The 16770-nt window shown below is 67.4% G+C and carries 13 protein-coding genes; 7 read left to right on the top strand and 6 right to left on the bottom strand.

Going from position 1 to position 16770, the window contains the following annotated elements:
* The 6 genes from H7290_RS09000 to H7290_RS08975 all read left to right on the top strand — a co-directional run.
* Nucleotides 1–1415 (top strand): amino acid permease (locus H7290_RS09000; RefSeq protein ID WP_290513682.1); only part of this gene is annotated, 1415 nt, incomplete at its 5' end.
* 17 nt (nt 1416–1432) lie between these two features.
* Nucleotides 1433–2662 carry an arginine deiminase gene (locus H7290_RS08995; RefSeq protein ID WP_290513681.1) on the top strand — a complete coding sequence of 410 codons (1230 nt, stop codon included), beginning with the start codon at nt 1433–1435 and terminating at the stop codon, nt 2660–2662.
* Nucleotides 2659–3705 (top strand): ornithine carbamoyltransferase, encoded by a 1047-nt coding sequence (gene argF, locus H7290_RS08990; RefSeq protein ID WP_290513680.1) that lies wholly within the window; start codon nt 2659–2661, stop codon nt 3703–3705. The genes H7290_RS08995 and argF overlap by 4 nt, the downstream gene beginning before the upstream one ends.
* Before the next feature lies 1 nt (nt 3706).
* Nucleotides 3707–4642, top strand: a complete 936-nt coding sequence (gene arcC, locus H7290_RS08985) for a carbamate kinase (protein ID WP_290513679.1) — start codon at nt 3707–3709, stop codon at nt 4640–4642.
* A complete protein-coding gene (locus H7290_RS08980) occupies nt 4639–7353 on the top strand; it encodes an HAD-IC family P-type ATPase (protein ID WP_290513678.1) in 2715 nt (904 codons plus the stop codon). Before arcC ends, H7290_RS08980 begins: the two co-directional genes overlap by 4 nt.
* Nucleotides 7350–7922: a GNAT family N-acetyltransferase gene (locus tag H7290_RS08975; protein ID WP_290513677.1), complete on the top strand. Its 573-nt coding sequence runs from the start codon at nt 7350–7352 to the stop codon at nt 7920–7922. Before H7290_RS08980 ends, H7290_RS08975 begins: the two co-directional genes overlap by 4 nt.
* Nucleotides 7923–7933: 11 nt before the next feature.
* Here H7290_RS08975 and cydC read toward each other — a convergent pair whose 3' ends face one another.
* The 6 genes from cydC to H7290_RS08945 all read right to left on the bottom strand — a co-directional run bounded on the left by cydC (nt 7934) and on the right by H7290_RS08945 (nt 15857).
* A complete protein-coding gene (gene cydC, locus H7290_RS08970; protein WP_290513676.1) occupies nt 7934–9571 on the bottom strand; it encodes a thiol reductant ABC exporter subunit CydC in 1638 nt (545 codons plus the stop codon).
* The gene (gene cydD, locus H7290_RS08965; protein WP_290513675.1) at nt 9568–11187 is read right to left on the bottom strand and encodes a thiol reductant ABC exporter subunit CydD; all 1620 of its coding nucleotides are present in this window, start codon (nt 11185–11187) and stop codon (nt 9568–9570) included. The genes cydC and cydD overlap by 4 nt, the downstream gene beginning before the upstream one ends.
* On the bottom strand, nt 11184–12209 hold the full coding sequence (gene cydB, locus H7290_RS08960; protein WP_290513674.1) for a cytochrome d ubiquinol oxidase subunit II: 1026 nt from the start codon (nt 12207–12209) through the stop codon (nt 11184–11186). Before cydB ends, cydD begins: the two co-directional genes overlap by 4 nt.
* Before the next feature lie 13 nt (nt 12210–12222).
* Nucleotides 12223–13626 (bottom strand): cytochrome ubiquinol oxidase subunit I, encoded by a 1404-nt coding sequence (locus tag H7290_RS08955; RefSeq protein WP_290513673.1) that lies wholly within the window; start codon nt 13624–13626, stop codon nt 12223–12225.
* Between the two features lie 285 nt (nt 13627–13911).
* Nucleotides 13912–14406 carry a DUF2231 domain-containing protein gene (locus H7290_RS08950; protein ID WP_290513672.1) on the bottom strand — a complete coding sequence of 165 codons (495 nt, stop codon included), beginning with the start codon at nt 14404–14406 and terminating at the stop codon, nt 13912–13914.
* A gap of 251 nt (nt 14407–14657) precedes the next feature.
* The gene (locus tag H7290_RS08945; protein WP_290513671.1) at nt 14658–15857 is read right to left on the bottom strand and encodes an acyl-CoA dehydrogenase family protein; all 1200 of its coding nucleotides are present in this window, start codon (nt 15855–15857) and stop codon (nt 14658–14660) included.
* Between the two features lie 89 nt (nt 15858–15946).
* Here H7290_RS08945 and H7290_RS08940 point away from each other — a divergent pair.
* On the top strand, nt 15947–16770 hold an 824-nt coding region (locus tag H7290_RS08940), incomplete at its 3' end, for a phosphatase PAP2 family protein (protein WP_290513670.1).

The following is a 16770-nucleotide window of genomic DNA, read 5'->3' as shown; positions in this document are numbered from 1 at the left end:
TGTCGACGATGCACGATGCAGACAAGGGGGCGCCGGCCGCTGGCGCCACCGACGACCGGATGGGCCTGTCGCAGTCAACTGCGCTGATCACGGGCAGCATCATCGGGGTCGGCATCTTCCGCCTCCCCTACTCATTGGCCTCGTACGGTCCCATCAGCCTTGTCTCGATGGCCCTCGCGACAGCAGGAGCAGTCTCGCTCGCCCTGCTCTTCGCCGCGCTGACCCGCCGCATCCCCGCCGACGGCGGGCCCTACGCCTACGCACGAGCTGCGTTCGGCAACAGGATCGGGTTCGCCAACGCATGGTCGTACTGGATCACCGCCTGGGCCGGCAACGCGGCGATCGCCGTCGGGTGGGTCTACTACGTCGAGAACTTCATCAACAAGGGCGGCAACACTGCCTGGACCATCCTGATCGCCCTTGCCGGACTCTGGATCCCCGCGGCAGTCAACCTGACCGGGCTCAAGAATGTCGGGACCTTCCAAGTCGTCACGACTGTCCTGAAGTTCATCCCGCTCCTGCTGATGGCGGTCGTCGGGCTGTTCTTCATCAAGTCCGTCAACTTCACGCCGTGGAACACCAGCGGCAACACCAACCTCTCGGCGATCGGTGGCGCCATGGCCATCTGCCTCCTCAGCTACCTCGGGGTCGAGCCCGCCGCCGTCGCCCCTGCCAGGGTGCGCGATCCGCACCGCAACGTCCCCCGCGCCACGGTCTACGGAACACTTGCCAGCGCGGTCGTCTACATGCTCTCGCTGATCGCCGTGTTCGGCATCATCCCGTCAAGCGACCTTGCGCTCGACGCCAACAAGGCCTCCTACTCGACAGCAGCGAACATCATCACGGGCGATGGCACGTGGGCCGGCAACCTGGTGGCCATCGCCGTCATCATCTCGGGCATCGGCTCCCTCAACGGCTGGACCATGATCTGCGCGCAGATGCCGCGTGCCGCGGCAAAGGACGGTTTGTTCCCCCGGCAGTTCGGCGCCATGTCGTCGCGTGGAGTCCCCGCCTTCGGCATCATCAGCTCGACCTCCCTCGCGTCCGTCGCGGTGCTGATCAGTTACTGGGGAGCCAACGGCGCCACGGTCTTCACCACGTTGGTGCTCATGACCGGCATCACCGCCGCCATCCCATATGCCTTCTCGGCGCTCGCCCAGATCAAGTGGCGCTCACACGACGGGACCGCAGGCAAGGGCGGCAGCGCGCGTCTGATCCGTGACCTCACCGTGGCGGTACTGTCCCTGGTGTTCTCGATCGCGTTCATCTACTACTCCCGCAACTCCGGTGGCAGCTGGTACGTCACGTGGGGGCCGTTCCTGATGAGCGCCGGAGCCTTCGTGATCGGCGTCCCGGTCTACCTGGCGCAACGCAAGCACATGACGCAACCCACCCCCGTTCCCGAGTACCGCTGAGTCGAAAGGTTCACACCATGACATTCCACGTTGATTCCGAAGTGGGCGAGCTGCGCGAAGTGATCGTGCACCGGCCCGGCAGTGAGCTCTCCCGGCTGACCCCCGCCAATGTCGACAGCCTGCTGTTCGACGACGTGATGTGGGCGGAGAGGGCCCGCGAGGAGCACGACGCGTTCGTGGCGCAGCTACAGGGCCGCGGCACGACGGTCCACCATTTCTCCGAGCTGCTCACCACCGCGATCGATGAGCCGGGCGCACGGGAGTTCCTCCAGGACCAGCTCACGACCGCCACCCGCTTCGGGCCGGCGCTCGACGCGCCCCTCGACCATCTCGTCCACCAGACTCCGGCGGCGGAGCTCGCGGACATGATGGTCGGCGGTGTCCTCAAGCGTGAGGTCGCTCCGCTGCTGCAGGTGTCGAGCCTGCTGATGGAGTACCTCGACGACGAGGACTTCCTCCTCACCCCGCTGCCCAACCATCTCTTCCAGCGGGACAACTCCGCATGGATGTACGACGCGGTCTCGATCAACCCGATGTCAAAACCGGCGCGCAAGCGCGAGACCATCAACTCGCAGGTGATGTACAACTTCCACCCGATGTTCCGCGACGCGGACTTCACGTTCCTGTACGGAAACGATGCCCTGCAGCACGAGCCCGCGACGGTCGAGGGCGGCGACATCACCGTCATCGGCAACGGCGCGGTGATGATCGGCATGGGTGAGCGCACCAGCCCGCAGGGTGTCGAGATGCTCGCCGGTCGGCTGTTCGAGACCGGGACGGCCCGCCGCATCATCGTCGTGGAGCTGCCGAAGACACGTGCATTCATGCATCTCGACACCGCGATGACGATGATCGACCGCGATGCGTTCTGTGTCTACCCCTACCTTCCCGATGACCTGAGGTCGTTCACGCTGACCCCCGACGGGGCCGAGGGCCACTATCGGGTCCAACCGAACGCTGACCTGTTCGAGGCGGTGGCAGAGGCCATCGACGTCGACAAGCTGCGAGTGCTCAAGGTGCCCACCACGCCCATGGCCGCTGCCCGCGAGCAGTGGGACGACGGCAACAACTTCCTCGCGGTCTCACCGGGGGTGATCATGGGCTACGAGCGCAACACCACGACCAACGCCTATCTTGCCGACAACGGCATCGAGGTCATCCCGGTCGTGGGGTCCGAGCTGGGTCGAGGGCGCGGCGGACCACGATGCATGACGTGCCCCATCGTGCGGGAAGGGGCCTCGTCATGACGTCTCTCGACACCTCGCTCAGCGACCCCATCCCTCTGACGCACCTGGGCCTGGCCGGTCACAGCTTCACCAAGGAGCTCGACGTCACCGTCACCCAGTGGCGAGGACTGCTCGAACTCGCCGCCGTGCTGAAGCACGAACGGCGTACCGGGCATGAGAAGCCCCGGCTTCAGGGCAGGAACCTTGCGCTCATCTTCGCGAAGTCGTCGACCCGCACACGCTGCGCCTTCGAGGTCGCCGCGCATGAGCAGGGTGCGCACGTCACCTATCTCGACCCGTCGGGCTCGCAGCTCGGCCACAAGGAGTCCGTCAAGGACACCGGTCGCGTGCTGGGCCGCATGTTCGACGGCATCGAGTACCGCGGCTTCTCCCAGGCCGGAGTGGAGGAGCTGGCCTCGTCCAGCGGTGTCCCGGTCTGGAACGGCTTGACCGACGAATGGCATCCGACGCAGTCGCTGTGCGACATGCTGACGATGCTCGAGCACACGACGAAGCCCGCGTCCGAGATCTCGTTCGCCTACTGCGGAGATGCCCGCAACAACACGGCAAACTCGCTCCTCGTCGCCGGGGCCATGATGGGCATGAAGGTCACGATGGTGTCACCGCCGCAGCTGGCGAACCCTGACTCGGTCGTGGCGATCGCGACGAAGATCGCCACCACGACCGGCGCACGCATCACCCAGACGAGCGACGTGGCTGCGGGTGTGGCTGGCGCCGACTTCATCTACACAGACGTCTGGCTGTCGATGGGTGAGCCTGAGTCGGAGTGGGACGAGCGCATCGCCCTGCTGTCGGACTATCAGGTCAATGCCGATCTCCTCGGCCTCACTGGCAACCCCGACGTGAAGTTCATGCACTGCCTTCCGGCCTTCCACGACCGCCGCACAGAGGTGGGCGAGCAGATCTTCGAGCGCACCGGACGCACGTGCCTCGAAGTCACCGACGATGTGTTCGAGTCGGACGCCTCGATCGTGTTCGACCAGGCGGAGAATCGCATGCACACCATCAAGGCCGTTCTCGTGGCCACGTTGGAGAAGCGCTGACGTGCGGGTCGTCGTCGCGCTCGGCGGGAACGCGATACTTCGCCGAGGTCAGTCCATGACGGTCGCCAATCAACGTGCCTCCATCGCGGAGGCGTGCGTCCCGCTGGCCCGCATCGCTGCCGAGCACGATCTCGTGGTGTCGCACGGCAACGGTCCGCAGGTCGGGCTGTTGGCACTGCAGGCGGCGTCGTACGACCACGTGAGCGAGTACCCGTTCGACGTGCTCGGTGCGCAGACCGAAGGGATGCTCGGCTACCTCATCGAGCAGGAGCTGGGCAACAGACTGAGCAATGACCGGGCCATCGCCACCCTGGTCACACGCACCGTCGTCGATGCCGACGACCCCGCATTCGGCGACCCGACGAAGTTCGTCGGCCCGGTCTACACCGAGTCGCAGGCCGACGAGGTCTCGCGGCAGCACGGATGGACCATGAAGCCCGACGGTGACGCGATGCGGCGGGTGGTCCCGTCACCGACGCCGTTGCGCATCCTGGAGAGCGCGCCGATCGAGTGGATCCTCGAGCGCGGTGGAGTGGTCATCTGCGCGGGCGGCGGGGGAGTGCCGACGACCCACGACAAGGTCACCGGCCTGGCCAATGGTGTCGAGGCCGTCATCGACAAGGACCTCGCCTCGGCGGTGCTCGCCCACGACCTCGGGGCCGACATGCTCGTCATCGCGACAGACGTCGACGGCGTCTACCTCGATTGGCACGGGCCAGACCAACGCCTCGTGTCTCGAGCACATCCCGACGCCCTCGACCCGGCCGACTTTCCCGCCGGTTCGATGGGTCCGAAGGTGCGCGCGGCCGCCCAGTTCGCCCGCGACGGGCGCGGCTCGGCCGTCATCGGCTCGCTGCACGACATCGACAAGATGTTCGCCGGCACGGCCGGCACGGTGCTGACGACGTCCGCTGCGGGGATCGACTGTCGGGCATGACGGTGCCCGGCGACTCACCCACGTGGCACGACCTGCCGATCGACGAGTCGCTGGCTGTGCTCAAGACCCACCTCGAGGGCCTGACCATCGAAGAGGCAAGGTCGCGGATCGAGCACTACGGACCCAACGCCATTGCTCGTGACGAAGGCCCCGGCTGGTGGACGGTGCTGCTTCGGCAGTTCAACAGCCCACTGATCTATGCTCTCCTCGCTTCGGCCGGAGTCGCGTTCGCGCTGAGCGAGGTGACCAACGGCTCGGTCGTCATCGCGGTCGTGGTGCTCAACTCACTCATCGGGTTCGTGCAGGAGTACCGAGCAGGCAAGGCCATCAACGCACTGGCCGAGATGGTGTCCGAGCCGGCAACGGCGCTGCGCAGCGGGGAGTGGACCCACGTCCCGGCGGAGTCGCTCGTGCCGGGAGACGTCGTCGAGATGTCACCGGGAGATCGCGTCGTCGCCGACCTCCGGCTGCTCGAGGGGCATGGTCTACGTGCTGACGAGTCGGCGCTGACGGGGGAGTCCACGCCGGTCGACAAGACACCCCCCGCGGTGCCGGCCGCCACGGCGCTCGCCGAGCGGTCGTCCTTGCTGCATGCCGGCACCATGGTCAGCGCAGGGACAGGGCACGGCCTCGTGGTCGAGACCGGCGATCGCACCGAGCTTGGCCGGGTCTCCGGGCTGCTGCAGAGCGCCGATCGCTCCACGACACCGCTCACCCGCTCGATCGCCCACCTCGGATCCGTGGTCACGCGCGCGATCGGCGCTGTCACGGTGGTCCTGCTCGGTGTCGCTCTCGCGCGCGGCTACCCGGTGGCAGACGCACTGCTCGCCGCGATCACCCTCGCCGTTGCTGCGATACCCGAGGGCCTCCCCGCCATCGTCACGATTGCCCTCGCGATCGGTGTACGACGCATGGCAGAACGCCGAGCCATCGTCCGCGAGCTGCCCGCGGTCGAGACGCTCGGCGCCACCAGCGTCGTGTGCACCGACAAGACCGGGACGCTCACGCGCAACGAGATGGCGGTGCGAAGCGCGTGGACGCCCGTCGGCGAGGTCGACTTCGAGGGCCTCGGGTATGCCGCCGAGGGCCGCATCCTGCAGCACGGCCCACCTCGGCCGTCCGTCACCAGCGCTGTCGAACAGCTGCTCGTCTCGGCCGTGCTGGCCAACGAGAGCCAGCTGTCGGGGCTCGGGGAGGAACGCCACGTGCTGGGCGACCCGACCGATGGTGCGCTGCTCGTCGCAGCTGATCGTGCGGGGATCGACCGCCACGAGCTCGTCTCGAGAACCGTGGTGGATCTGTTGCCCTTCGACGCTGACCGGCGCTACATGGCAAGCGTCGTCGAGACGCCGGACGACCACCCCGATCCCATGACGTACGTGAAGGGCGCTCCTGAGCTCGTCCTCCCGCACTGCGACGCCGACCTCGCCGGTCCAGCCCGCGAGGCGTTGTCCCGTTTCACCGAGGACGGCTTGCGGGTCCTGGCCTTTGCCCGCCGCCGAGGAGCCGGGATGGGAGTGGACTCCTGGGTTGAGCCGCTTGAGCTGCTCGGCCTGATCGCGATGATCGACCCGCCCCGCGAGGGTGTCGCCGAGAGCATCGCCGTGTGCCGGCACGCCGGGGTCGACGTGAAGATGATCACCGGCGATCACCCGGGTACCGCCTCGGCCATCGGTCGCGAGCTGGGAATCGTCGGTTCGAGCCCCGCCCTCACGGGCCCGGAGATCGGCCTTCTCGACGACGACGGCCTTCGTGAGCGGGTCGGCACCACCGCGGTGTTCGCGAGGGTCGCGCCCGAGCACAAGCTCCGTCTGGTCCGGGCCCTGCAGTCCGGTGGTGCCGTCGTCGCCATGACAGGCGACGGCGTCAACGACGCCCCGGCCCTTCGTCAGGCCGATATCGGGGTCGCGATGGGCATCGCCGGCACTGCGGCGGCCAAGGAGGCGGCCGACATCGTGCTCGCGGACGACAACTTCTCGACCATCGGGTCGGCCATCGAGGAGGGCCGACGCGTCTACGACAACCTCGTGAAAGCACTGGCCTTCGCATTGCCGACCAACGTCGGCGAAGGGCTCGTCATCCTCGTCTCAGTCCTCAGCTTCCCCATCATCGGGGGGCATCCCGTGCTGCCCATCGAGCCCGTACAAATTCTCTGGGTCAACCTTGTCGCGACGGTGGGCCTTGCCCTTCCTCTGGCGCTGGAAGCCAAGGAACCGGGCCTGATGGGGCGTGCTCCCCGCAATCCTCACGAGGCGCTTTTGTCGCGATTCGTCGTCGTGCGCACGATCTACGTGGGCGTGCTGCTGTGCGGCATCGCCGTGGCGTTGTTCCTGCTCTCGCTCCGCGCGGACGGAGCGTCGCTGAGCGGCACACAGGCACCAGACGCCGTCAGCCTCGTCCAGGCGCAGACACTCGCGGTGACCGGGTTGATGTTTGCCCAGGTGTTCTACCTCCTGATGTGCCGGACGCTGAGGGCACCTGTTCGCACGATCGGTCTGGCATCCAACCCGTCGGTCTTCGTGGGCATCGCCGTTGTCATCGCGCTGCAGGCGGCCTTCGTGCACGTGTCCTTCATGCAGGCGGTGTTCGGCACGAGCAGCCTCGGTCCGGCGCAGTGGGCGGTCGCTGCGGCGGCCGGTGCCGTGGTCGTCCCCGTGGTGGCTCTGGAGAAGGCCTGGCGCCAACGACGATCCAGCGGGGGCTCGACATGACCGGCGCAGTTCTGGCCGACGGCACCAGCGCCGTCGTCAGGCGGATGGCCGCCGCCGACAGGTCGTCGGTGGCCGCCCTGTTCGGCGCGATCAGTGAGCAGAACCTGTACACGCGCTTCTTCACCCTCGGCAGCGAAGCGGTGACGCGCCATCTCGAGCATCTGTTCGCCGACCAGTCCACGGCCCTCTCCTACGTCGTCGAGGTCGCCGGCCGTCTCGTCGGTGTCGCCGATGTCGAGGCAGTCGACCCGGAGAGCTCGGAGATTGCCTTCCTCGTCGCCGACGACATGCACGGTCTGGGCATCGCGACCCTGCTGCTGGAGCGAGCCGCACACGACGCACGCAACAGCGGAGTGCCGTGGTTCGTGTCAGACGTGCTCGCCATCAACCACCCGATGCTGCAGGTGTTCACCGATGCAGGGTTCCTGCTCGAGATCGACCGCGAAGGCACAGATGTGGCAGTACGCATGAGCACGACGCTGAGTGATGAGGCGACCGCGGCAACGCACCTACGCCGCCTGAGCGCCGAGGCAAGACGCCTCGGCCACGACTCCACGTCCCCGAGGTGAAGGGACTGCGGTCACGCAGAGGCCGCGGGTGAGCTGAAACCCTTGACCTGTCGGGCGCCGACGTGGTCGGGCCTGGCGTCGTCGTGCAGTGCGACAACCCGGTCGCAGCGGGCAAGCACGTAGGGCGAGTGGGAGATCACGAGCACCGCGTGGTCGCGCGCCACAGCCACGATGTCGTCCATCAGCGCGACGGCTGTCGGCTCGTCGAGGTGCTCTGTCGGCTCGTCGAAGATCAGCACGTCGCGCCCCGACATGATCAACCTGGCCAGCGAGAGTCGTTGCCGCTCACCGCCGCTGAGAAGCGCACCGTGCTCACCGATCGGTGTCTCGAGCCCCAGCGGGAGCTGATACACGAACGATCCCATGCCGGCGCGGCCGAGGGCGGCATGCATCGTGTCATCAGATGCGGTGGGGCAGGCAATGCGTAGGTTCTCGCGGATCGTGGTGTCGAACAGGACATCGTCCTGGCTCGATGCGGCGACCCTGGTGCGGATGTCTGCTCCGTCGAGATCGCAGAAGTCGGTGCCACCCAGCGTGACGCGGCCGGCCCTCGGCTCCACCAGCTTGAGCAGCGTCAGCGCGAGGGTGCTCTTGCCGACCCCACTCGGCCCGCTGACGCCCACGACAGATCCGCGATCGAGGACGAACGAGATGTCACGGGAGATCGTGTGGTCCCATCCGATCGAGAGCTCATCGACGACCAAGGTGCTCTGGGCCGGTAATGGACGTGCGGTGGCGGGCTCGGCAACGGGGGTGGGCGTGAGGGACAGGTCATCGAGACGGCGGCGCGCCGAGTCGACGTCGGGACGAAGTCGTTCGGCGTCGGCCAGCGACTGCAGGGGCTCGAGGAGCGCGACCGGGGCGAGGAGGACGACTCCCACGAGGACCGCCGGGATGTCGGAGGCGCGCGCCGCGAGCAGTGCGATGGTCACGCCGGTGGAAGCGAGGACAAAGGCCGAGCCGAGACCGCCGACCCAGGTGCGGGAGCGCTGCCTCGCGCCGAGCTTGTCGATCGTGGCGCCGATCGTTCGACGGAAGTCACCGGCCGCCCCGTAGGCGACCAGGTCGCGCGCCGACAGTGCGACCAACGAGACATCGGCCGACAGGGTTCCCTGCAGCTCTGCCGTGGTCGCCCCGTTGCGGCGGGTCGCACCGGAGACGACGCATCGCACGAACAGCGCGCACGCCGCGACGTGCAGGGCGAGCAGCAGCCCCGAGACCGGCTCGATCAGCGCGAGCAGGACGATGGTGCACGCGGCCGAGGCCGAGGCATAGATCCAGGGGAGCCGGATGCGCAGGAGGCCGTCCTGGGCAGCGTCGACGTCGGCAACGACACGGCTCACGACGTCACCGCGGCGCTGGCGGGGGAGGCCGATCGGCGCCACCCGGGCGAGCTGGTGGTAGGCACCCACCCGCTGCTCGGTCATGGCGGTGAGCGCGGCATCGTGCGTCAGCAGCCGCTCCGCATAGCGGAAGGTGGCGCGGCCGAGGCCGAAGAAGCGCACCGAGACGATCGCGACCATCAGGTAGAGGACCGGCGGGTGTTCGGCCGCGCGCACGATGAGCCAGGCGGCGGTGAGGAGCAGCGCGACCGAGCAGAGCTGTGACAGCACGCCGAGCACGGCTCCGGCCACCAGGCGGCGCCTCACGACGTGACCCTCTCGTTGGCGGTCAGGCGCACGACTCGGTCGGCGGCGGCGATCGTCTCCGCACGGTGCGCGACGACGATGACGGTGACGGGAAGTGCTCTCAGCGCGCTGATGACAGCGCCCTCCCGCACCGCGTCGAGGCCAGCGGTCGGCTCGTCGAGCAGCACCAGACCTGCGCCCTCGGTGCGCACCCGCAGAAAGGCCCGAGCGATGGCGATGCGTCGGCGCTCACCGGCCGACACGTCGTCGGCCGACTCGCTGATCCAGCGATTCGGGGCGAGATCGCCGGCTCCGGCGTCGCGAAGTGCCGCCTTGACGTCATCGTCCGAGCCGATGGTGTTGGCGAGTCGTACGTTGCTGGCAACGGTGCCCTCGATCAGGGCCGGGAACTGCGGCACCCAGGCCACGTGGCGCCGCAAGAGGTCGGGGTCGATGTCGCCCAGCTCGATCCCACCCAGCAGGACGCGACCCGATGTCGGCGCGACGAACGACAGCACGACGGCCAGGAGGGTCGACTTGCCCGAGCCCGACGGACCCGCGATCGCCACGAACTCACCCGGACTGATCACCTCGTCGTCCAGCCGAAGGGACGGCCCGTTGCGGTCGTCGAACGACACCGCGAGGTGGTCGAACGTGATGGCGGCGGTGGTGATGTCGGGCGGCTCGTGCTGGCCCGTGCTGCGCTCGTGCTCGAGCAGCTCAAGCGCCTCGCCCACCGCCTCGGCGCCTGCAGTGCTGTCATGGAACATCGTGCCGAGCTGGCGGACCGGCAGGTAGGCCTCGGGGGCCAGGAGCAGGACGAGGAGTGCGCGTTGGAGGGTCAGGTTTCCGTCGACGACGCGTAGGCCGACGCTCACGGCCACCAGTGCGACCGAGAGCGTGGCGACCAGCTCGAGCACGAGTGAGGACAGGAACGCGAGTCGCAATGACCTCATCGTCTCGCGCCGGTGGCGTTCGCCGACTTCCCGGAGCCCCTTTTCCTGGTCCCGGCCGAAGATCTTCAGGGTGACCAGGCCGTCGAGCACGTCGGCGAAGTGCCGGCTCAGGTGCTCGAGCGCGCTCCAGCGCTTGTCGAGGGCGTCTCGGGTGAGAAGACCCACGAGCACCATGAACATGATGCTCAGCGGCAGCGTCACGGCGATGATGAGGGCAGACAGCGGGTCGGCGACCAGCACGACGACAACAACGAGTCCAGGCACGACGGCCGACAGGATCAGCTGGGGCAGGAAGCGTCCGATGTAGCCGTCGAAGGCATCGAACCCCGGGCCGAGCAGAGTCACGACTGTCGAGCTGCGTGGTGCCGGCCCGAGACGTCGTGGGTCGAGCAGGTCGTCGACGACCTCCTTGCGGAGCTCGGCCTTGGCCCCGACCGCCGCGCGTGCGGACACCACCGCATGCACCCAGTGAAGGGCCGCGCGGACGGCCAGGCAGGCTGTGATCGCGATCGCCACCGCCATGGCCGGCTCGGAGGAGAACAACCGGGCCACGGCGTCGGCGATCAGCACCGCCTGGAGCACGATGGCGACTGCGGTGACGACTCCGATCGCGACCCCGATGGCAAGGTATCGGCGCACCGCGTGCGACCGCCGGAGGAGTCGGGGGTCGAGAGGCTTCACTTCGTCAGAATCTCGGACGTCGGCTTCTCCTGCGGGATGTGCTGCACGCCGATACGACGGCGGAAGACCCAGTAGGACCATGACTGGTACATCAGGACGATCGGGGTGAAGACCACCGCGACCCACGACATGATGACCAGCGTGTAGTGCGTCGACGAGGCGTTGCTGGTCGTCAGGTTGAAGGCAGGGTCGAGCGACGACGGCATGACGTCGGGGAAGAGGCCGGTGAACAGCATGACCGTGACGAAGGCGATCGAGAGTGAGGTGGCCACGAATGCCCATCCGTCACGGTTGCGGAGGGTCGCAACGAGCCCCGCGACGAACGCGCCGGCGGCCAGCAGTCCCAGCAGCCAGACCGTGAGCTTGCCCTGGTCGATCCCGGTCCAGACGATGAACATGACAGCCAGGGCGGCCGCGGGGAGCCCCACCCGGAGCGCGAGCCTCTGCGCCCTCTCCCGGATGTCACCGACGGTCTTGAGCGCCACGAAGATCGCACCGTGCACGAGGAAGACCGTCAAGGTCACGAGCCCTCCGAGCAGGGCGTAGGGGTTGAGCAGGTCGAAGAACGACCCGACATACTCCTTGCTGCTGTCGATCGGCACGCCGTGCACGATGTTGGCGAGCGCGACACCCCAGAGCAGCGCCGGCAGGGCAGAGCAGATGACGATCGCGATGTCCCAGTTGCGACGCCAGCTCGAGTCGGTGCGCTTGCCGCGAAACTCGAATCCGACAGCGCGCACGATGAGAGCGATCAGGATGAGGAACAGCGGCAGGTAGAAGCCGCTGAACAGCGTGGCGTACCACTCGGGGAACGCCGCGAAGGTCGCACCGCCGGCGACCAGGAGCCACACCTCGTTGCCGTCCCACAGTGGGCCGATCGTGTTGATGAGCACCCGTCGCTCGGTGTCGTTCTTCGCGAGGACGCCGACGAGCATGCCGACGCCGAAGTCGAATCCCTCGAGCACGAGGTAGCCGACCCAGAGGACGGTGATGAGGATGAACCAGAAGGTCGTGAGTTCCATGGGTCAGGTCCGATCAGTAGGCGAACGCGAGCGGCGCGTCGAGGTCGTCGCGGTCGGCGGGGGTCGTGTCGACCTCCGGGAGCCCGGCCTGGATGTATTTCAGCAGCAGCTTGACCTCGATGACGGCGAGGACGCCGTACAGGACGGTGAATCCGATCAAGGAGGTCAGCACCTCGGCTGTCGTGGTGCCGGGCGAGACCCCGGCGGCGGTGGGCATCAGACCGAAGACGGCCCACGGTTGGCGGCCCATCTCGGTGAAGATCCACCCGAACGAGTTGGCGACGAGCGGCAGCAGTGGCAGGACGATCGCCGTGCGCAGCATCCAGCGGGAGGTGGGGAGTCGGCCGCGGCGGGTTGCCAGCAGCATCCAGATGCCCGCGACCATCGCGATCCCTCCAGCAGTGATCATGGCGCGGAACGTCCAGTAGGCGATGGGGATGTTGGGGGAGTAGTCGCCAGCCCCGTACTTCTGCTCGTACTCGGACTGCAGCGCATTGATGCCCTGGACCTCGCCGTTGACACTGCCGGTGCCCATGAAGGAGAGCAGTCGGGGTATCTCCAGCTTGAAGACCTCCTTCGACCCATCGAGCGTCCCGATCGTCAGGACCGAGAAAGGAGCCGGCTGAGCGGTCTCGTAGAGGCCCTCGGCGGCCGCCATCTTCATCGGCTGGACCTCGGTCATGACCTTGCCCTGGAAGTCACCGGACACGGTGGTGCCGAGGCCGGCTACGAGGAGGGTCGCTGCGCCGAGACGGAAGGCGGTACGAAAAGCGTCGGCGTCGCGGGTCGGGTGCCGGAACAGGTGCCAGATGGCGATGCCCGCCACGAAGGCGCCGCCGACCATGAAGCTGGCGAAGATCTGGTGCGGGAAGGTGGCCAGGGTGACCTTGTTGGTCAGGACGGCAGCGAAGTCGGTGAGCTCGGCGCGCCCCTTCTCGGCGTTGAACCTGTAGCCCACGGGGTGCTGCATGAAGGAGTTGGCGGCGAGGATGAAGTAGGCCGAGAGCAGGGTGCCGATCGCCGCGATCCAGATCGTTGCGAGGTGGACGTTTGGCTTGAGTCGGTCCCACCCGAATATCCAGAGACCCAGGAAGGTCGACTCGAGGAAGAAGGCCAACAGGCCCTCGATGGCGAGCGGAGCGCCGAAGATGTCACCGACGAAGCGGGAGTAGTCGCTCCAGTTCATCCCGAACTGGAACTCCTGGACGATGCCGGTCGCGACTCCCATCGCGAAGTTGATCAGGAAGAGCTTGCCGAAGAACTTCGTCAGCCGGAGGTATTTCTCCTTGTGCGTGCGGAACCAAGCGGTCTGGAGACCAGCCACGAGGAACGACAGACCGATCGTGACCGGTACGAAGAAAAAGTGGTAGACGGTCGTGATGCCGAACTGCCAGCGTGCGATGTCCAAGGCTTCCATGTGAGACTCCGTGCTCCCGGATCGCGTTGCAGGGCGTGAGCCGCCCGCGCCTTCAGTGTCGAGCAGCAGCGTCGCGAGCCACACGGTCGGAGAGCACCGACCCGGGGGACCAAGGTCCTGGCCAGACCCCGGCCGCCGGGGTTGACGCCCAGGGTGGCGAGGACAGGACCAGGACGACCTCGGAGCCGGCGCCGAACCACATCAGCCCGGTCAGGGTCCCGCGCCGGACGTCACTGGGGTTTGGAGAGTCACTGGGGTTTGGAGAGTCACGGTGGTTTCAAAGAGTCACTGTGGCTTGGGAGAGGAGGTGCTCATGTTGGTGTCGTCCCAGGCGGCCTTGGCGCCACTGTGACCGATGCGCGCAACCTGCACCGAGGTACCGACGGCAGCCAGCACGGCCAATGCGGCCACCACCATCACCAGCGGTCTTTTCACGGACCGGGCATTGTGGCCCCTGGTCAGGAGGTGGAGCAGGTAGCCGATGGCGGAGAAGACGAAAAGACCGATCATCCACGGCAGCAGACCGTCAGCGAGCCGCGTGTGCTCCTCCAGCAGGGCGGATGCCGCGACGTGCCTCTCGAGCGTCTCGCCCGTCGAGGTGCTCAGTGGGACCAGGATGAGCCCGACAAGGCTCAGCCCCATCGGGACCGGCCCTGCCCACGCCCGGAACCGAGCCCAGAACGCACTGAGGACCACGGTGAACGCCGCCAGCGGGATGATCACCACAGTGGCGTGGACGATGAGCGGGTGCAGCGGGAGTCCGAAGAAGTCGTTCGGCATGTGCCGTCCTTTGCAGAGGGTTGTCGTGGGAGTCTCCCGTGACACTCGATCGTGTCGCCCCGCTCATCAGTTGCGCATCATGCGGACCTCAAATCGAGGTCAATTCGCTCGATGGTGGCTGGTGGTCGTTGAATTGCCGGAGAAATGTCGACGGCTCGCGAGATCGTCAGGACGTGGACGTCGTGCGACGCGCCCGACACGATCAGGGCGCCGATCGAGAGCACCTGCCCACCACCTCGCACTGAGACGGCTCAGACGAAGGCGCTCTCGCCCGTGATGGCCCGTCCGACGATGAGGGTGTTGATCTCGCGGGTGCCCTCGTAGGAGTAGAGCGCCTCCGCGTCGGCGGCGAACCGGCCGACGTGGTGCTCCAGCAGGATGCCGTTGCCGCCGAGCACCTCGCGGGCCCAGCCCACCGTCTCGCGCATGCGTGCCGTCGTGAAGGCCTTGGCGAGAGAGGCGTGCTCGTCGAGCAGCATGCCGGCGTCCTGGAGCTGGGCGATGCGCACGCACATGGCGGTCGATGACACGACGTTGCCCAGCATCCGTACCAGCAAGTCCTGCACGAGCTGGAAGCCTGCGATGGGCTTGCCGAACTGCTCACGCTCCTTGCTGTAACGCAGTGCGTGCTCGTACGCGCCCCTCGCGCAGCCGGTCGCTGCCCACGCGACGCCACCTCGCGTGAGCTGCAGCACCCGCGAGGTGTCGGCGAAGGAGTTGGCATCGCCGAGCCTGTTCGACTCGGGCACCCGCACACCCGACAGGTGGACCTCCGCGTTCTGCACGACGCGCAAGGCGATCTTGTCCTGTTGCACGTCGAAGGTCATGCCCTCGGTGTCCTTCTCCACGACGAATCCCTTGACCTCCTCATCGGCCGCGTCCCGGGCCCAGATGATCACGAGGTCGGCGAACGACGCGTTGCCTATCCACTTCTTCTCCCCGTCGAGCACCCACTCGTCTCCGTCACGTGTTGCCGTCGTGCTCAGACCCCCCGCTATCGCCGACCCGGTGTCAGGCTCGGTGAGGCCGAACGCGCCGATCAGCTCCATGCGCGCCATGGCGGGCAGCCACCGTTCCTTCTGCTCCTGCGTGCCGCACAGCTGGATCGACCCCATTGCCAGGCCCCCATGGACGCCCATGAACGTCTGCATCGACGGGTCGACCCGGGCCAGCTCGAGCGAGATCATGCCGTCCGCGAGGCTGCTGCGACCCGCGCATCCCGGACCGTCGTACGCGAGACCGGCGATGCCCAGCTTGGCGAAGCCGGGGACCAGGGCGTGGGGGAACTCCGCGCGCGTCCAGTAGTCATTGATCACCGGCAGCACCTCGGCCTCGAGGTGGGCTCGGACGGTGTGCAGGAGATCGCGGTCCTGCTGCTCGAGCAGCAGCTCGAATCCGAGGAAGTCCCCGTCGGGAGTGTCGCTCAGCGTCAGTGTCGGTTGGTCGGTCATGACCTCGATTCTGGCTGTCCCGCACCGACTCCACCACCGGGAACGGGTCTCGCGCTGCCGATGGTCCCGACGCGAGGATGATGGTCCTCATGCCGTGGCCGACATGGGATCAGGCGGCGACCGCCGCACTGATCAACATCATTGCGTGGTTCGTGGTGGGTCGGAGCCGCACATCCCGCGCGAAGGTGGCCTTGCAGCCGGCCTTTCGCGAGTTCGCACTCATCTCATCGCTCTACTCGATCTGGCGACTCGCGCGCCAGCTGCCCTTCACCCACGAGTCCGGGGCCATCGAGCGCGCCCGCGACATCGAGAGGATCCAGCTCGACCTGCACCTGCCGACCGAGATCTCGTTGCAGCACTTCGTGATCAGTCACGACTGGCTGGCTCGGCTCGTCAACGCCTACTATGCGACGCTGCACGTCCCGGCGCTGATCATCTTCCTGGTGTGGCTGTTCGTGCGGCACCGCGACCGTTACGCGCACTGGCGCAATGGTCTGGTCGCGGTGACTCTCGGCTGCCTGATCATCCGGTTCGTCCGGGTCGCGCCGCCACGCTTCCTCGACGAGCACGGCTTCGTCGACCTATCGACGCGTTACGGCCTCGGCGTCTACGGGCCCGTCGGCACCGGGGTGTCTGACCAGTTTGCGGCGATGCCCTCGATCCATGTGGGTTGGGCGGCAGTGGTGGCTCTCGGTGTCTTCGCCTCGACGACCAGCCGGTGGCGCTGGCTCGTCGTGATGCATCTTCCGGCCACCATGTTCGTCGTGGCCGCCACGGGGCACCACTGGTGGCTCGACGGTGTCGTTGCCGTGGTGCTCCTGGCGGCCGGTCTCCGTCTCGGCACCGGCGTCAGCCGGCGCCGCGCCGCCATGTCGAGGCCCCTTCTCTCCTCGACATCCCGCTCCGTCGCCCC

It is taken from the genome of Aeromicrobium sp. (assembly GCF_014378035.1).
GTDB lineage: Bacteria > Actinomycetota > Actinomycetes > Propionibacteriales > Nocardioidaceae > Aeromicrobium.
Note: the sequence above shows the minus strand (reverse complement) of the source record. Positions and strands in the feature narration are given on the sequence as shown.